Raw genomic sequence first — 17394 nt, 5'->3', positions numbered from 1 at the left:
GGGTGCAGCTCCCTTTGAGTCAAATCGGACAGAAAATTGTATACAAAAACAATCGTCCGCCACTCTACCCGACCAAGCTCACTGCACGGGCAAGAAATTCAAAAACAGCAGGCTCTGGGCGTAATTCAGGCCGATGCGCCGGTAGCGCTCGTCGAGCATCTGGGTCAGCAGATCCAGACGCGCCACGATTTTGCCGAACTCCGTGGCGAAGCTCAGATTGCTGCCCTCCTCGGAAATCTCGTTGGAGAACAGCAGCGGCTGGCCTTCCTTGTTCTGCCGCTGGGCGAGGATCCACGTGGCTTTCTCGATGTTGCGCGCGGCGTTGTTGACGAAGGTCGGGTTGATCGCATCGGTCATGTAGAACTCGGTGCGGTTGCCGTGGGCGGTGACCAGCATGCTGCCGATCGCATAGATGAACGCGCCGACCCGGTCGCCGAGAAATTCAGGGCTCATGGCATAGCTCAGCGCGGCCAGGTCTTTTTTGCCGCCGAGGGTCGGCAACGGTTGTTGCTGTTCGACGGCCAGCCGCACTTGTTTGACCGCGGTACGAATGTCGAGAAAACCGGATTTGCGCAACTCGTCCGGGTTGCGCAGGTACAACTTGCCCATCAAGCGATAGAGGCTGTCGAGGTTGTCGCGCATCGCCAGCGTGGCCATGCGATCGACGCTGGTCTGAAGAAACTCCTGCGGCCTGCCCTCGCGCATCTGGGTGATGAAGTTGTTGCCGTCCTGATGGCTGCAACCGCCGAGCAACAGCGTCGACAGGCAGGCCAGCAGCAGGCACGGGCGATGAATGAATGCAGCGATGGGGTGCAAAACTCTCGGCATGAATTCTTTGACGGACACGTTCCTGTGCGGCGGAAGTCACCGCACCCTGGCCATGGATAGAGCCGGGGATTTCGCAAAAGTGCAGTGCCGGCGTGGATTCCCGATCTTCGGTTCACACTGCCCAAGGAATTTAGTCCGACTTTATTTTTGCATTAACCGTTTAATCCGCTATAAATCTTCACTCGAACATCAATTAGCATGACTATTTAGAGATTTTTAAAACAACAACAAAAAGGAAGGTCAACCATGCTTCAATCCCGACACTCACTTTGCGGCCTCGGACTGTCCCTGATGATCGCCACTCTCTCCGCCCAGGCCGCCGGCCTGTCCAGCGAACACAAAGCCTTCGGCAAGACCAATGACGGCACGCCCGTCGAGCAATACATCCTGCGCAACAGCCACGGCATGCAGGCCACGGTCATCACCTACGGCGCCACCTTGCAGGCGCTGCAAGTGCCGGACAAACACGGCAAGCTCGACGACATCGTCCTCGGCTTCGACGATGTGCAGGGTTACCAGAAAGGCACCGCGTACTTCGGCGCCACCATCGGCCGCTTCGGCAATCGTCTTGCCGATGGTGCCTTCGAACTCGACGGCAAACGCTATCAAGTGCCACAGAACGACAAGACCAACGCCTTGCACGGCGGCACTCAGGGTTTCGACAAAAAGGTCTGGAAGGCAACGCAAACCAAAGACAAGGATTCGGTGGGCGTGACCCTGACCTACCTGTCGGCGGATGGTGAAATGGGGTTCCCCGGCAATCTCACCACCGAAGTGACCTACCGCCTCACCGACTCCAACGAGCTGCGCATCGACTACAAGGCCAGCACCGACAAACCCACGGTGCTCAACCTGACCAACCACAGCTACTTCAACCTCGCCGGCGCCGGCAATGGCGACATCCTCAAGCAAGTCGCCACCCTGCACGCCAGCCATTATACCCCGGTCACCGCCAAACTGATCCCGACCGGCGAACTGGCCCCCGTGGCCGGCACGCCGATGGACTTCACCAAACCCACCGCCATCGGCCAGCACATCAAGGCCGATCATCCGCAACTGAAATTCGCCGAAGAGAAACAGGGTGGCTTCGATTTCAACTGGGCGCTGGACACCAAGGGTGACGTCAGCAAACTCGCCGCCGAAGTCAGCGACCCGCAATCGGGCCGCCACTTGCAACTGTTCACCACCGAACCTGGCGTGCAGTTCTACACCAGCAACTTCCTCGACGGCACGGTCAAGGGCAAGGGTGGCAAGGTCTATCCGCACTGGGGTGCGTTCACCCTGGAAACCCAGCACTACCCGGATTCGCCGAACCAGCCGAACTTCCCGAGTACCCGCCTCGATCCCGGCCAGACCTATACCCAAAGCGTGGTGTTGAAGTTCTCCGCCAGGTAACCACTCCCGCCTCCTTTCTGGAACCGGACGGAACCCGTGGGCTATCCTGCTGCCCACTCAAGGTATCGACCGTTTCAGAAAGGAGGTTTGAATGCGTACCCTCGAATTGGCTGGCGTGCAGGTTCCGGTGATTGGCCAGGGCACCTGGCGCATGGGCGAAGACCGCTCGGCGCACAAGCGTGAAGTGGCCGCCCTGCGCAGCGGTATCGAACTGGGCATGACCCTGATCGACACCGCCGAAATGTACGCCGAGGGCGGTGCCGAAAGCGTGGTCGGCGAGGCCATTGCCGGCCTGCGCGATCAAGTGTTCCTGGTGAGCAAGGTCTACCCGCACAACGCCAGCCGCAAAGGCATTCCCCAGGCCTGCGAGCGCAGTCTGCGCCGGCTCGACACCGATTACATCGATCTCTATCTGCTGCATTGGCGCGGCCAGTATCCGCTGGACGAAACCGTCGAGGCCTTCGAGCGTTTGCGCGAAGACGGCAAGATCGGCCGTTGGGGCGTCTCGAACTTAGATGTCGACGATCTTGAGGAACTGTCGAGTTCGGTCTGTGCCACCAATCAGGTGCTGTACAACCTGGAGGAACGCGGCATCGAATTCGACCTGCTGCCGTGGTGCCAGCAAGCGCGCATGCCGTTGATGGCGTACTGCCCGATCGGCCAGGGCGGTGCGATGCTGGCCGAGCCGGTGCTGAAACAGATTGCCACTCGTCACGGCGTGACCCCGGCACAGGTTTCGCTGGCGTGGATTCTGCGTCAGGATGGCGTGATTGCGATTCCCAAGGCCGTGCGCCCGGAACACGTGCAGCTCAATGCACAGGCGGCGCAGCTGCAACTTGATGCAGGGGATCTGGCGGCGCTGGACCAGGCGTTTCACGCGCCACAACGCAAGCAGCGGCTGGCCATGGTCTGAGCCACCGCCGACTGACAGAGGGCTTCGCCATGAGAAGCACTGATCAGGACGATCCATTCAACCTGCAACGCTTCGTGCTCGCCCAGGACCCGGTGTTCGAACGGGTCCAGCGCGAGCTCGACGAGGGCCGCAAACGCAGCCACTGGATGTGGTTCGTGTTCCCGCAGTTCGCCGGGCTCGGGGGCAGCGAGATGTCGCGGCGGTTCGCCATCAGCTCCGCCGGGGAAGCCCGAGCCTATCTGGCTCATGAACTGCTCGGCGCCCGGCTGCGGACCTGCACGCAGCTTGTACTGAATGTGCAGCAACGCTCGATTGCCGACATCTTCGGCCACCCGGACGATCTGAAATTCCACTCATCGATGACGTTGTTCGCCCAGTTCGCGGACGACGACAGTCTCTGGCATCAGGCGCTCGAGCGTTATTTCCACGGCATCCAGGACGAATGGACCCTGCAACTGCTGGACTCAAAACAGGCCCAGTTGCCCGCCGATCAGGGTTGAGAAATCGTCGTCGACAAACGGCAGGATCGCATCCGCCACCGGTTGCAGCTGGCGGGTGATGTAGTGGTCGTAGTCGATGGCCGCGCGGCGCACTTCCAGCGGCTCGGGGCCGGCCAGGGTGATGACGTAGCTGATCCAGCCACCGTTCTGGTATTGCCGTGGGCGACCGTGTTGCGCGTTGTAATCGTCGGCCAGCCGCGCGGCACGAACATGCGGCGGTACGTTGCGTTCGTAGTCGTCGAGGGTGCGGCGCAGGCGCTTGCGGTAGACCAGTCGCTCGTCGAACTCACCGGCCAGGGTCTTGCGCACGTACTCGCGCACGTAATCCTGATACGGCCTGCGCTGGAAAATCCGCTCGTAAAGCTCCTGCTGAAACTGCCGGGCCAGCAGCGACCAGTCGGTGCGCACGGTCTCCAGGCCTTTGTAGACCATTTCCTCACTGCCGTCGGCGCGGGTCACCAGGCCGGCGTAACGCTTTTTGCTGCCCTCTTCCGCGCCACGAATGGTCGGCATCAGGAACCGTTTGTAGTGGGTTTCGAACTGCAATTCGAGGGCGCTTTCCAGCCCGTACTGCTCACGCACATGCTCGCGCCACCAGTCGTTGACGTGCTGCACCAGCGCCCGGCCAATGTTCGCCGCCTCTTCCTGACCGTGGGGGCGACGCAGCCAGACGAAGGTCGAATCGGTATCGCCATAAATCACCGCGTGGCCCTGCGCCTCGATCAACTGCCGGGTACGCAGCATGATTTCGTGGCCGCGCAGGGTGATCGAGGACGCCAGTCGCGTATCGAAAAACCGGCAACCGCTGGAGCCGAGCACGCCGTAGAAGGCGTTCATGATGATCTTCAGCGCCTGGGACAACGGCGCGTTGTGCTCGCGTTTGGCGGTCTCGCGGCCCTCGGCGACCCGGGCGACGATGGACGGCAGGCAATGCCGGGTGCGAGAGAACCGCGCACCGCGAAAACCCGGCACCGAATCGGCGTCATCCGGATGCTGCAAGCCTTCGATCAAGCCCACCGGGTCAATCAGAAAGGTGCGGATGATCGACGGATAAAGGCTCTTGTAGTCGAGCACCAGCACCGATTCGTACAGCCCCGGTTGCGAGTCCATGACAAATCCGCCGGGGCTGGCCTGCGGCGGATTGGTACCAAGGTTCGGCGCCACAAAACCCTGACGGTGCATCAACGGCATATACAAGTGCGTGAACGCTGCCACCGAGCCGCCGCTGCGATCCGCCGGCAAACCGGTGACGCTCGCGCGCTCGAGCAAAAACTTCAGCAGCTCGGTCCTGGCAAATATCCGCGTGACCAGTTCACAGTCCTTGAGGTTGTACTTGGCCAGCGCCGGTTTGTCCTCGGCGAACATGCGGTTGATCTCGTCCATGCGCTGGTACGGGTTGTCGATCGACTTGCCCTCGCCGAGCAGAGTCTGGGCGACGTTTTCCAGGCTGAACGAGGGGAAACTCCAGGTCGCCGAACGCAGGGATTCGATGCCATCGATGATCAACCGCCCCGCCGCCGCTGCGAAGTAATGATTACGGCTGCCGTGTTCGCGCCACTGCATTTCCTCACCGTCGCGCCCGAGCTTGAGCGGCACACCGAGGCGTCGGGCGTGTTCATGGAGAATGCGCAAGTCGAACTGCACGAGGTTCCAGCCGATGATCGCGTCGGGGTCGTGACGGGCGAACCAGTCGTTGAGTTTCTTGAGGATCAGGGTGCGCGATTCGCAATACTCAAGGTCGAAATCGACGATGCTGTCATCGCCGTTCGGTGCGCCGAGCATGTACACCTGGCGTTCACCGCAGCCCTCCAGCGCGATGGAATACAACTCGCCCTGCTCGGTGGTTTCGATGTCCAGCGAGACCAGGCGCAATTGCGGACGATAGTCGGGCGCAGGCTTGAGGTGGGCGTCGAGCAACATACCGTCGGCATCGGGCGTGCCGCCGAACCACACCGGCGCGGTGATGAAACGCTCCATCAGGTAACGCTCGGGCGGTCGCACATCGGCTTCGTAGACGTCGATACCGTGGCGGTTGAGCGCGGTCTCCAGGCGCATCAACTGACCGTGCTGCTGGCAATACAGCCCAAGCACCGGGCGATGCTCGAAATCCTGCAAAGCGAGGGGGCGCAGTTCGACGTTCTTTTCGTCCGCCAGCACCCGCTCGGCCTGCTCACGCTGCGCCGCCGGGATGAACGCCACCGACGACTGATGCGCAAGACGCACACGGCGCGGGCCGGCGTCAGTCGCCAGCCAGAACTCGACTTCAGTGCCGGCCGGGGTGTCGCGCCAATGCCGGGTCAGGACAAAACCCTGCTGTAAATCCACCACTGCGACCTCAAGAATTGATTCAGACGGGCATTCTACGCGGCATTGCCGTAACCGGTGACAAAGGCCTCGCCATGAAAAACCCGGTCAAATGACGTTTTTTGCGTGTTATCTGCCGTTTTGCGACCTTGCTCTGTGCGCCACGGTCTACGATGCTTGAAGAACAACGACAACACCTGAGTAACCGCCATGAAAACCGTCGCCCAACTGCTCAAGCTCAAAGATCAGAAAAATCAGGAAGTGCACCAGATCAAGCCCGATCACATGGTGCTCGAAGCGCTGATGAAAATGGCCGAGAAGAACGTCGGCGCCTTGCTCGTGGTGGAAGACGAAAAAGTGGTGGGTATCATCAGCGAGCGCGACTACGCGCGCAAACTGGTGCTGCACGGGCGCTCGTCGGTGGGCACGCCGGTGCGCGACATCATGGTGGCGAACGTGATCACGGTGGACACTCACCAGACCGTCGACACCTGCCTGGGCATCATGTCCGACAAACGCCTGCGTCACTTGCCCGTGGTGGAGGACGGCAAACTGATCGGCCTGCTGTCGATCGGCGACCTGGTCAAGGAAGCGATCGCCGAACAGGCCGAGCTGATCAAACAGCTGGAGCAGTACATTCGCGGCGAGTGATGCCGCCACCCTGATCGTTCCCACGCTCCTGATGTTCGTTCCCACGCTCCGCGTGGGAATGCCTCTTGTGACGCTCTGCGTCACGCTTTGGGACGCGGAGCGTCCCGGGCTGCATTCCCACGCAGAGCGTGGGAACGATCATCATCTGATTCGATTTCTTAAGCGGGCCAATGCCGCGCAAAGACCGGCGCCAGTACCGGGTGCCGGTCGATGCGCTGCAGCCACGCATGGAAACCGGGGCGGGCCTGGCGCAGGTGTTCGCGGGCACCGGCCCAGCGCGTGACCACCGCTGCCAGCACATCCAGCGCCCCTGGCGTTTCATCGTCCAGGTACAGCTCGGCGGAGAACTGGTCGGCAAACACCTCCCAGGTCCAGTGCAGTCGCTCCCGCGCACCCGCCATCAGATTCTGCCGCGAGGCCTCGTCCGGCATCACCAGCCAGCGCTCGGGGTAATCAATGACGCCGATGGCCGCGTAACAATTGCTGACGATGTACACCAAACCGCGAATCGCCTGATCCCGATCAGCGCCTGTGGCGGGCAGCAGACCGGATTGCGGGAAACTCAACCCCAGATGAATCAGGATTGCCGCACTTTCGGTGATGACACTGCCGTCCGGCAGTTGCAGGGTCGGGATCTGTTTGAGCGGGTTGAGCCGCGCCAGCTCCTGCGCCGCTTCCGCGCTGGCCTCGATATCGATGAAGCGGTAAGCCACCTGGCACAGCTCGAGCGCCGCCTCGATGGCCGCCGCCCCTGAATTGCGATGTCCGTAGAGCTGATACATAACCCCTCCTCCACTGCGAAAGGCATCCTGCCTGGGCCTATTTATAGCTGTTGTATCGAATTTGGCACGGATTGCGCATTGATCGGCAGCTTGCGAATCCCTGATCTCGCAAAACAGCGCTGGCGGTGCCCATCCCGCACCAAGAGCAATCAGCGAACGCTATCCGCGTTCTTGTAAGGTGCGATACCGAACCAAAAGTTCGCGTATCCGAGCTGGCAACAAGGAGTTCACCGCGTGAATCTTCATCTGCTGCGCCACACTCTTCTCTGCGTCCCCGTGTACCTGCGCCGTGTTCGTCCTGCGAACAGTCCGTGCATTCCTTTTATTACCTGAACGCCTGCACTATTTATTTTTTAAATAGTACGCAAGAAGTCATTGCGTGCGCGCTGCATTAATGAATGCAACAACACATTGTTCGACAATAACTTCCAGACAGCACATCGATACAACTTTCATCGTTCGGCTTTAATGTTCAAAGCGCACCAAAACTGCACTTTCAATCATTACCCCGAGCCTTACTTTATTTAGACAAGAACAAGGAATACCGCCTGTGACCCGCTAAAACACTGACCCGCACCAAATCAGTCCGCCACGCACCATCAAGCGTCCTGGCCGACACGAGAACAGCCGCTCTATCTCGCTGAACAGCGCGATACCGCGCCAAGCCTGTCTCGCCCCGAAAAAAGCCCTGCAAACCGGGCCGTCGGGAGGTTATGCGCCCATGAAAACCGGCGCACTCAATGAAACTTATATAAATGCGACACAGGTATCATCCGTAAAATAACCGCTACACAATCGGTCACTCTTTGGCACAGCGGTTGCTATTGCATCAACCATGAGGGCAAGAATGATGTTCGCCACTCAATTGCACACTCACTTATAAAAGAACAGCCACGGACCGGATCAATGAACCATCGAAGTCGGCATTACTGAAGCAACAAGCTGCACAAGCCCTGTTCAATAGATAGTTCAACTATCGGCTTCTGCACACCTGTATGAAAGTTGCGACCACTCACTCGAACAACCCTGTGTTGTTCGAACGGCACCTTATTGCCCTTCATCCACCCGAGGGAGCTTTAATGAACGATGCGGTAAAGCACAGAACGCCGCCGGGGCCATTACCGAACGCAGCGCTTGCGTCGGTGGCGGATCGGCCCGTCTATCAGGCCAACACTTCACAGCCCGGCGGCCTGAACAAACAGCAGATGCTGTTGCTGGTAGCGGTGTCGGCGTTGATACACGGCGGCGCCTGGTGGTTTTTCCAGCAGGCCAGGGCCGAGCCGCTGCCCACGCCACCGGAAATTCCGGAAATGACCGTCGAGCTGACCAGCCCGACACCTCCGGCCCCGCCGACACCGGAGCCGCCGCCCCCACCACCGCCCCCGCCCGAGCCGGAACAACCGGTGGAAGACGAGGACGCGGTCAAGCCGCCGCCCAAACCGGTGGAGAAACCCAAGCCGGTCGAAAAACCGAAACCGGTCGAGAAACCCAAACCGGTGAAAAAGGTCGAGCCGCCGAAAGCGCCGCCCGCCCCTGCACAACCGGCTGCGCCTGCCGCCCCGGCCACTCCGATCGCGCCACCGGCACCTGCGGCGGCACCGGGCCCGGTGAAAGAGACGGCGGCGATATCCGGCCTCGCCAGCCTCGGCAACCCGCCGCCGGAATACCCGTCGCTGGCCCTGCGGCGCAACTGGGAAGGCAGCGTGGTGCTGCGGATTCAGGTGCTGGCGAACGGTCGCGCAGGCTCGGTGACGGTGACCAAGTCCAGCGGCAAGCCGCAACTGGATGACGCGGCGGTCGCGGCGGTGAAGGCCTGGAAGTTCATTCCGGCCAAACGCGGCGACACACCGATCGACGGCTTCGCCACCCAGACCATCGATTTCAAATTGCCGCAATGACGGCGCGACAACCGAACTCACAACCGATTAACGCAAGCGAGGTGTAGCCATGAACGATTCTCTGTCTTCGATGATTGTCCCCGGCGTGCTATGGGGGCTGGTGCTGTTTTCCGTGGTCAGCTGGGCGATCCTGCTGGTCAAGTCGGCGCAATACCTGCGCCAGAAAACCCAGAACCGGCAGTTCAGCAAAGCCTTCTGGGGCGCGCCGGATTTGCTCACCGCCGCCGAACACGCCAGCCAATATCCGGGCTCGCTCGCGCGGATCGCCAGCAGCGGGTTCGAAGCCCTGCTGGTAGAAGAATCCCCGCGCACCACCCAGCAACTGGCGCACACCATCAACCGTTCCGACCGACTGGAACGCAATCTGCGCCAACAGATCCAGAAGGAACGCCGCTCGCTGGAAAACGGCCAGGCGATCCTCGCCAGTATCGGCAGCACCGCGCCGTTCATTGGCCTGTTCGGCACCGTGTGGGGAATCATGGAAGCCCTGCAAAGCATCGGCGCCAGCGGTTCGGCCAGTCTGGAAACCGTGGCCGGGCCCATCGGCCACGCGCTGATCGCCACCGGTGTGGGGATTGCCGTCGCGGTGCCGGCGGTGCTGATTTACAACTTCTTCCTGCGACGCCTGAAGCTGGCCTCGGCAGACATGGATGACTTCGCCCACGACTTCGACGCCCTCGCCTCGCGCAGCGCGTTTTCCATCAGCCGCCAGGCAATCGCCAAATCCACGGCCGCCGTGCGGGAGGCCAGCTGATGTCCTTTTCCACTCAAGACAGCGATGAAGTGCTCAGCGAAATGAACGTCACGCCGCTGGTGGACGTGATGCTCGTGCTGCTGGTGGTGTTCATCGTCACCGCTCCGCTGATGACCAACGCGATCAAGGTCAACCTGCCGAAAACCGACGCCGTCGCCCCCGCCGAAAAGAAAGATCCGGTGGTGGTCAGCGTGGATCAGGACGGCAAGTTCTTCCTGGCCAAGACCGAGCTGGCGCCGGAATCACTGGAGGCCAGCCTCAAGGAGGTCAAGGCCAAGGACGCCGAAGTGCGCGTGCAGCTGCAGGCCGACTCCGCCGTGAATTACGGCCAGGTGGCCAAAGCCATGGCGTCCATCGAGCGCTCGGGCATCACCAAGATATCGGTGATGACCACCCGCTGACGGCGGTGCCGGGCGCGCAGTGAGGGACGCGCCCGGCACCGCTCGTTGAATCCCGTCGCAATCGGCCGACCGAAAAACGCAGCGCGTCTTCGGAGGGGATCGGCTTGCTTGAAGAAAGTGGTTTTCGCGGCGCGGCACCACCGTGCTCCGCGCAAAGAGGGCTCACAAGGCCATTTCGATAAACGTCTAACAAAGTCGGAAACAACCATGCTGATGAACACTCCACGCTTCACGCTCAAACCTCTGGTGGCGACGATTTCCCGCCACCGTTTCGTTCCGTTGTACCTGGTGGCCATGGGGATGGGCGCCGGGGTTCAGGCGGCCGAGGACGACAACAACGCCCCGGCCGCCGCTGCGGTGGTCGCACCGACCACGCAACTGCAACGGGTCGAAGTCACCGGTTCGGCGATCCGTCGGGTCGACGCGGAAACGGCGGTGCCGATCACCGTGCTCAAGGCCGATGAGCTGCGCAAACAGGGCGTGACCACCACCGCCGAACTGGTGCAGCGCATCACCGGCAGCCAGTCGATCAACAACAGCGCTGGCTCGGTCGGCTCGGCCACCGGCGGCGCCTCGTTCGCCGACATGCGCGGCATCGGCGCGAACAAGACACTGGTGCTGCTCAACGGTCGCCGGCTGGCCAACAACGCCCTGTCGGGCACCAACTCGGCCGGCGGCGCGGTGGATCTGAACATGATCCCGTTTGCCGCGATCGAGCGCGTGGAAGTGTTGCGCGACGGCGCCTCGGCCCTGTACGGCACCGACGCCATCGGTGGCGTGATCAACTTCATCACCAAAAAATCCATGACCGACGGCCAGCTCACCCTCGGCGGCGAAACCCCGACCCACAGCGGCGGCGGTGCGACCAAGGACATGAGCGCCAGCTGGGGCTACGGCGACCTGGAGCAGGACCGCTTCAACGTGCTCGGCGTGTTCAACTACAACAAGCAGCAGAACCTCGACGCCAACGACCGTTCGTTCGCCCGCGACTACGTGCCCGGCCGTGGCCTGGACCAGACCTCCGGCACCGCGTTCCCCGGCAACTACAGCCAGAACGGCAACGCCACCAACCCGCTGGCCAACAGCAATTGCAACGGCCCCAACCTGGTGGCCCGCGATGGCCTCTGCCGCTTCAGCACCCGCGAGTACATCGACCTGGTGCCAGAGACCGAGAAGACTTCGTTCTTCGGCAAGACCACCGGCAAACTGGCCGACGACCACAACGTCAACCTCGAATACTTCTGGTCGCGCAACAACAACGCCACCGCCGTGGGACCTGCACCATTGACCGGCCTGAGCCTGGATTCGTCCTCGCCCTACTACCCTGGCAACGGCATCACCCCGGCACCCACCGGTTTCGCCCTCGACCCGACGCAACCGGTGGACGTGAACTGGCGCGAAACCGCCGCCGGCCCGCGCGAATCGAAAGACCAGAACACCAGCCAGCGCTTTTTGCTGAGCTTCGACGGCCTGGTCGGCGGCTGGGACTACAACGTCGGCGCCTCGTACAACCAGAACAAGATCGTCTCCAGCGTCACCAGCGGCTACGTCAGCGATCAGGCGATGATCGACGGTCTGGCCAGCGGCCTGCTCAACCCGTTCGGCCCGCAGACCAGCGCCGGTCAGCAATACATCGATCAGGCCGCTTACCACGGCGCCTATTCCACGGCGGTCGGTCGGGTCGCCGGTTTCGACGGGCGGATCAGCCGCGAGATCGGTGACTGGTTCGGTGCCGGCCCGTCGGGTCTGGCGCTGGGCGGCGAGTACCGCAAAGAGAAATTCCACCAGGATTTCGAAGCCTTTGCCGGCGACATCCAGAGCCTGGGCATCGACCCGGCCGGCAGTGTCGAGGGCGACCGCAGCGTGAAAGCCGCCTACGCGGAAATCAACGTGCCGGTGCTCGACAGCCTGGAATTGTCCGCCGCGGTGCGTCACGACAAATACAGCGACTTCGGCAGCACCACCAACCCGAAATATTCGTTCCGTTATCAGCCGCTCAAGGAACTGGTGGTGCGCGGCGCCTACAGCGAAGGCTTCCGCGCGCCGTCGCTGTATGAGTTGTATTCGCCGCGCAGCATCACCTACACCCAGGGCTACTACAACGACCCGGTGCTGTGTACCGGCGGCGTGGTGCAACCGGGCGGCAACGGCGGGCGCGATTGCGGTCAGCAGTTCCTCAACCAGATCGGCGGCAACGAAGACCTGGCACCCGAGAAAGCTCGCAACGTGACGCTGGGCTTTGTCTATCAGCCGGTCAACAATCTGTCCGTAGGCCTGGATTTCTGGTGGATTCACATCTCCAACCAGATCCAGCCGTTCCCGGAATCCACCGTGTTCGATCAGGCCGGCAGCTACCCTGACCGCTTCGTGCGCAACGCCGACGGCACGCTCAACTACATCGTCACCGGCAACGCCAACCTCGGCATCGTCGAAACCAATGGCGTCGATGTGTCGCTGGACTATCGCTTCCCGAACACGCCGTACGGTCAGTTCGGTCTGGGCCTGCAAGGCACTTACGTCGACGAGTACGACTTCCAGAGCACCATCAAGGGCCCGTTCACCGACAAGGTCGGCGACTTCCGGGGTGACGGGGTGATTGCCCGCTGGAAACACAACCTGACCGGCTCCTGGACCTTCGGCGCCGCCCGCGCGGCGCTGACCAACCGCTTCACCACCGGCTATAACGACTACGACCGCGAGACCAACGCGCGGGTCGCGTCGTACTCGGTGTGGGACCTGTCGGCCGGCTACACCTTCGACAAGGTGCTGGACGTGGATGCGGGAGTGAAGAACCTGTTCGACCGCGATCCACCGTTCTCCAACCAGGCCTACAACTTCCAGAGCGGTTATGACCCGCGCTACACCGATCCGCTGGGTCGCACGCTGTTTGCGCGCATGACGTACCACTTCTAAGGATCGAGCACTGCATAACCCTGTGGGAGCCGACTTGCCAGCTCCCACAGGGGTTCCTTGTTCTTTCAGAGGTTTGAGGAGTGATCTCATGAACTTTTTGCGCAACATGGCCGGCCTGCTGCTCGGCAGTGCGCTGCTGTGCAACGCGACATCTGCGCTGGCCGCCGGCAGCTACGCGATGACGGTGTACGGCGAGGCGCCGAAATACCCCGCCGGTTTCCAGCACTTCGACTTCGTCAATCCCGACGCCCCGAAGGGCGGCTCGCTCAGCCGCGCTTCAATGGAGATCGGTCAGTACAACTACATCACCCCGTATGCCGATCAGGGCATTTCCGTGGTGCAGGTCAACGACTGGGTGTACTCGCCGCTGGCGTTCCGTTCGCTGGACGAGCCCTACACCGTCTACGGCCTGGTGGCGCAATCCATGGAGCGCGATCCCGGCGGTCTGTGGGTGCGCTTCAACCTGAATCCCGAGGCGCGTTTCGCCGACGGCACGCCGATCACCGCCGAGGACGTGCGCTACACCTTCGAGCTGCTGATGACCAAGGGCAGCCTGAGTTATCGCCAGCAATACGCCGATGTGCAGGACGTACTGATCGAAGGCCCGCGACAGATTCGCTTCACCTTCAAGAACAACCTCAACCGCACCCTGGCGCTGGATCTGGCGTCGCTGCGACCGGTGCCCGAGCACTGGTGGAAAACCCGCGATTTCGCCAACGGCGGCGGCTTCGAACCACCACTGGGCAGCGGCCCGTACCGGGTGAGCAAGGTCGATGCGGGGCGCAGCATCGGTTTCCAGCGCGATCCGGATTGGTGGGGCAAGGACTTGCCGGTCAGTCGCGGGATGTACAACTTCGACAGCCTGACCGTGAACTTCTACGGCGACACCGACGTCGCCCGGCAACTGCTGCAGGCCGGGGCGTTCGACTACAACCGCGAGTTTTCTTCATCCGGCTACGTGGTCGGCTACGACAGCCCGGCCCTGCGTGACGGACGCCTGCAACAGGCGATTCTCGCCCCGGACAAACCGACCAGCGCCCAGGGGTTTGTGTTCAACCTGCAGAACCCGTTGTTCAAGGATCACCGGGTGCGCAAGGCGCTGAGCCTGCTGTGGGATTTCGAGTGGACCAACAAGCAAATGATGCGCGGCTTCTACGTGCGCCAGAACAGCTACTGGCCGAAGAGTGAAATGGCCGCCACCGCCCTGCCCGACGCTGGCGAACTGGCGATCCTCGAACCGCTGCGCGGACAGATTCCGGACGAGGTTTTCAGCCGGGTCTATCAGGCGCCGAAAACCGATGGCAGCGGCTACATCCGCGACAAGCAGTTGCAGGCGCTGAAACTGCTGGCGGAGGCCGGATGGATGCCGAAAAACAACCGCCTGGTAAACGCCGCCGGCGAGCCCTTCGAATTCACCTTCCTCGACGGCCAGGGCGGCTTCGACCGCATGCTGCTGCCCTACAAACGCACCCTGGCGCAGATCGGCATCACCCTGAATCTGCGGCGCATCGATTCGGCGCAGTACATCAACCGGCTCAACGCCCGGGATTACGACATGATCGTCACCAGTTTCCCCCGCAGCGGCGATCCGATCGTCTCGCCGGGCCGCGAGCTGTACAGCCTGTATGCCTCGCAGAGCGCCACACAAGTCGGCAGCTCCAATTCGATGGTGCTGGCGGACCCGGCGGTAGACCGGCTGATCGACGGCCTGGTCCAGGCCAATACCCGCGACGCCATGGTGCGTTACGCCCGCGCCCTCGACCGGGTGCTGCAATGGGGTGACTACATGATTCCCAACTACTACTCCAAAGGCACGCCGACGGTGTATCAGAACCGCTTCGGCAGGCCGTCGGTGCAACCGATTTACAGCGAAGGCCTCGACACCTGGTGGGAGGTCTCGGCCAAGCCGCTGACCAACCAGCAGATGAGTGCCCTGCACCACCTCGCGGGGGGCCAGTGACATGTGGCGTTATCTGAGTCGACGTCTGTTGCTGATCATCCCGACGCTGCTGTGCATTCTGGTGGTCAACTTCGTCATCGTGCAGGCGGCGCCCGGCGGCCCGGTGGAACAGGCAATCGCTCGCCTGCAAGGCTTCGGCGGACACAGCATGGGCGGCGCCAGCGAAGTGACCGCGATCGGCGGGGCCGGACGCAGCAGCCGTGGCCTGGATCCGGCGCTGATCGAAGAGATCAAGCAGCACTACGGTTTCGACAAACCGATGCACGAACGCCTGTGGCTGATGCTCAAGAACTACGCGCAACTGGACCTGGGCAGCAGCTTCTTTCGCGGTGCGAAGGTGACCGATCTGATCGTGCAGAAGCTGCCGGTGTCGCTGTCCCTCGGCCTGTGGGCGACCTTGATCACCTACCTGATTTCGATCCCGCTGGGGATCCGTAAAGCGATCAAAAACGGCAGCGCGTTCGATGTCTGGAGCAGCACGGCGATCATCGTCGGTTACGCGATGCCGGCGTTTCTGTTCGCGATCCTGTTGATCGTGGTGTTCGCCGGGGGCAGCTACGTCAACTGGTTTCCGGTGCAGGGGCTGGTCTCGGACAAATTCGACAGCCTGAGCCTGTGGGCCAAGGTCGGCGACTACCTGTGGCACCTGGTGTTACCGGTGACGGCGCTGGTGATCGGCGGTTTTGCGACGCTGACGATCCTGACCAAAAACAGCTTCCTCAACGAGATCAGCCGTCAGTACGTGATCACCGCACGCGCCAAGGGCCTGACCGAACGACGCGTGCTCTACGGCCATGTGTTTCGCAACGCGATGCTGCTGGTGGTGGCCGGTGTGCCGTCGGCATTGATCGAGGTGTTTTTCGCCGGCTCCCTGCTGATCGAAACCATCTTCAACCTCGATGGCCTCGGGCGCATGAGCTACGAAGCGGCGGTGTCACGGGACTACCCGGTGGTGTTCGGCACGCTGTTCCTGTTCACCCTGTTCGGCCTGTTGATCAAGCTGATCGGCGACCTCTGCTACACCCTGCTTGACCCGCGCATCGACTTCTCGGCGAGGACTGCCTGATGTTCACACTCTCCCCTCTGGGCCGGCGGCGCCTCGCGCAATTCAAGGCCAACCGTCGCGGGCGCTGGTCGCTGTGGCTGTTCGTCGGGCTGTGCCTGATCTGCCTCGGCGGCGAACTGATCGCCAACGACAAACCGCTGGTGATCCGCTACCACGACGCTTTTTACTTCCCGATCCTCAGCGATTATCAGGAAACCGATTTCGGCGGCGAATTGCCCTTCCAGCCGGATTACGCCAGCAATTACGTGCACAAACTGATCGAGGATCAGGGCGGCTGGATGCTGTTCCCGCCGATTCCGTTCAGCTACGACACGGTCAATTACGACCTCACGGAACCGGCGCCGAGCCCGCCGTCCTCCAGCAACTGGCTGGGCACCGACGATCAGGCGCGGGACGTGTTGGCGCGGGTGATTTTCGGCACGCGGATTTCGATTCTGTTTGCGCTGATCCTCACCGCCGTCAGTGCGCTGGTCGGCATCGTCGCCGGGGCGTTGCAGGGTTACTACGGCGGCTGGGTCGACTTGCTCGGGCAGCGGGTGCTGGAGATCTGGTCAGGGCTGCCGGTGCTGTACCTGCTGATCATTTTGTCGGGTTTCGTCTCGCCGAGTTTCTGGTGGCTGCTGGGGATCATGGCGCTGTTTTCCTGGCTGGCACTGGTGGATGTGGTGCGCGCCGAGTTCCTGCGCGGGCGCAGCCTGGAATACGTCAAGGCCGCGCGGGCGCTGGGCCTGACGGACAGCGAGCTGATGCACCGGCACATTCTGCCCAACGCCATGACCTCAACCCTCACCTACCTGCCGTTCATTCTGACCGGCGCCATCGCCACCCTCACCGCGCTGGACTTTCTCGGTTTCGGCATGCCCGCCGGCACCGCGTCGCTGGGTGAACTGATCGGCCAGGCCAAGCGCAATCTGCAAGCGCCGTGGCTGGGGCTGACGGCGTTTTTTGCCCTGGCGCTGATTCTGTCCCTGCTGGTGTTCATCGGCGAAGCCTGCCGTGACGCGTTCGATCCGCGATCCTGATCCCCGG

At 62.0% G+C, this 17394-nt stretch carries 14 protein-coding genes; 11 read left to right on the top strand and 3 right to left on the bottom strand.

What is annotated here, in order from left to right; genetic code table 11:
• Nucleotides 1-78: 78 nt before the first annotated feature.
• A complete protein-coding gene (locus tag AC1MDC_RS27815; protein ID WP_085686885.1) occupies nt 79-828 on the bottom strand; it encodes a hypothetical protein in 750 nt (249 codons plus the stop codon).
• 246 nt (nt 829-1074) lie between these two features.
• On the opposite strand from AC1MDC_RS27815, the gene AC1MDC_RS27810 reads away from it, so the two are divergent.
• The 3 genes from AC1MDC_RS27810 (at nt 1075) to AC1MDC_RS27800 (ending at nt 3636) form a co-directional block, all read left to right on the top strand.
• Entirely contained in the window at nt 1075-2223 is a 1149-nt protein-coding gene (locus AC1MDC_RS27810) for an aldose epimerase family protein (protein WP_085703290.1), read from the top strand.
• A 91-nt stretch (nt 2224-2314) separates the two neighbouring features.
• Nucleotides 2315-3136 (top strand): aldo/keto reductase, encoded by an 822-nt coding sequence (locus AC1MDC_RS27805; RefSeq protein WP_480394124.1) that lies wholly within the window; start codon nt 2315-2317, stop codon nt 3134-3136.
• A 29-nt stretch (nt 3137-3165) separates the two neighbouring features.
• Complete coding sequence (locus AC1MDC_RS27800; RefSeq protein WP_480394123.1) at nt 3166-3636, top strand: DUF1810 domain-containing protein; 471 nt, start codon at nt 3166-3168, stop codon at nt 3634-3636.
• Here the strand turns inward: AC1MDC_RS27800 and AC1MDC_RS27795 are convergent.
• On the bottom strand, nt 3601-5961 hold the full coding sequence (locus tag AC1MDC_RS27795) for a DNA polymerase II (RefSeq protein ID WP_480394131.1): 2361 nt from the start codon (nt 5959-5961) through the stop codon (nt 3601-3603). The two genes, AC1MDC_RS27800 and AC1MDC_RS27795, sit on opposite strands and share 36 nt — an antisense overlap.
• 189 nt (nt 5962-6150) lie before the next feature.
• Between AC1MDC_RS27795 and AC1MDC_RS27790 the strand changes: the two genes are divergently transcribed.
• Complete coding sequence (locus AC1MDC_RS27790) at nt 6151-6591, top strand: CBS domain-containing protein (protein WP_085698951.1); 441 nt, start codon at nt 6151-6153, stop codon at nt 6589-6591.
• Between the two features lie 158 nt (nt 6592-6749).
• Here AC1MDC_RS27790 and AC1MDC_RS27785 read toward each other — a convergent pair whose 3' ends face one another.
• Complete coding sequence (locus AC1MDC_RS27785; RefSeq protein ID WP_480394122.1) at nt 6750-7373, bottom strand: glutathione S-transferase; 624 nt, start codon at nt 7371-7373, stop codon at nt 6750-6752.
• Nucleotides 7374-8452: 1079 nt separating this feature from the next.
• On the opposite strand from AC1MDC_RS27785, the gene AC1MDC_RS27780 reads away from it, so the two are divergent.
• From AC1MDC_RS27780 to AC1MDC_RS27750, 7 genes are all read left to right on the top strand, one after another.
• The gene (locus AC1MDC_RS27780) at nt 8453-9271 is read left to right on the top strand and encodes an energy transducer TonB (protein ID WP_480394121.1); all 819 of its coding nucleotides are present in this window, start codon (nt 8453-8455) and stop codon (nt 9269-9271) included.
• Between the two features lie 49 nt (nt 9272-9320).
• Nucleotides 9321-10025 (top strand): MotA/TolQ/ExbB proton channel family protein, encoded by a 705-nt coding sequence (locus AC1MDC_RS27775; protein WP_007959058.1) that lies wholly within the window; start codon nt 9321-9323, stop codon nt 10023-10025.
• Nucleotides 10025-10426 (top strand): ExbD/TolR family protein, encoded by a 402-nt coding sequence (locus AC1MDC_RS27770; RefSeq protein WP_007959059.1) that lies wholly within the window; start codon nt 10025-10027, stop codon nt 10424-10426. Before AC1MDC_RS27775 ends, AC1MDC_RS27770 begins: the two co-directional genes overlap by 1 nt.
• Before the next feature lie 207 nt (nt 10427-10633).
• Nucleotides 10634-13339 carry a TonB-dependent receptor gene (locus AC1MDC_RS27765; protein ID WP_085703294.1) on the top strand — a complete coding sequence of 902 codons (2706 nt, stop codon included), beginning with the start codon at nt 10634-10636 and terminating at the stop codon, nt 13337-13339.
• 88 nt (nt 13340-13427) lie between these two features.
• Nucleotides 13428-15299 (top strand): extracellular solute-binding protein, encoded by a 1872-nt coding sequence (locus AC1MDC_RS27760; protein WP_480394120.1) that lies wholly within the window; start codon nt 13428-13430, stop codon nt 15297-15299.
• Between the two features lies 1 nt (nt 15300).
• Complete coding sequence (locus AC1MDC_RS27755; RefSeq protein ID WP_480394119.1) at nt 15301-16365, top strand: microcin C ABC transporter permease YejB; 1065 nt, start codon at nt 15301-15303, stop codon at nt 16363-16365.
• A complete protein-coding gene (locus tag AC1MDC_RS27750) occupies nt 16365-17387 on the top strand; it encodes an ABC transporter permease (protein ID WP_480394118.1) in 1023 nt (340 codons plus the stop codon). The genes AC1MDC_RS27755 and AC1MDC_RS27750 overlap by 1 nt, the downstream gene beginning before the upstream one ends.
• The last annotated feature ends 7 nt before the right edge of the window (nt 17388-17394 follow it).

The sequence above is a fragment of the Pseudomonas sp. 1 genome (assembly GCF_056626735.1).
This window is presented reverse-complemented; position numbering and strand designations above follow the sequence as displayed.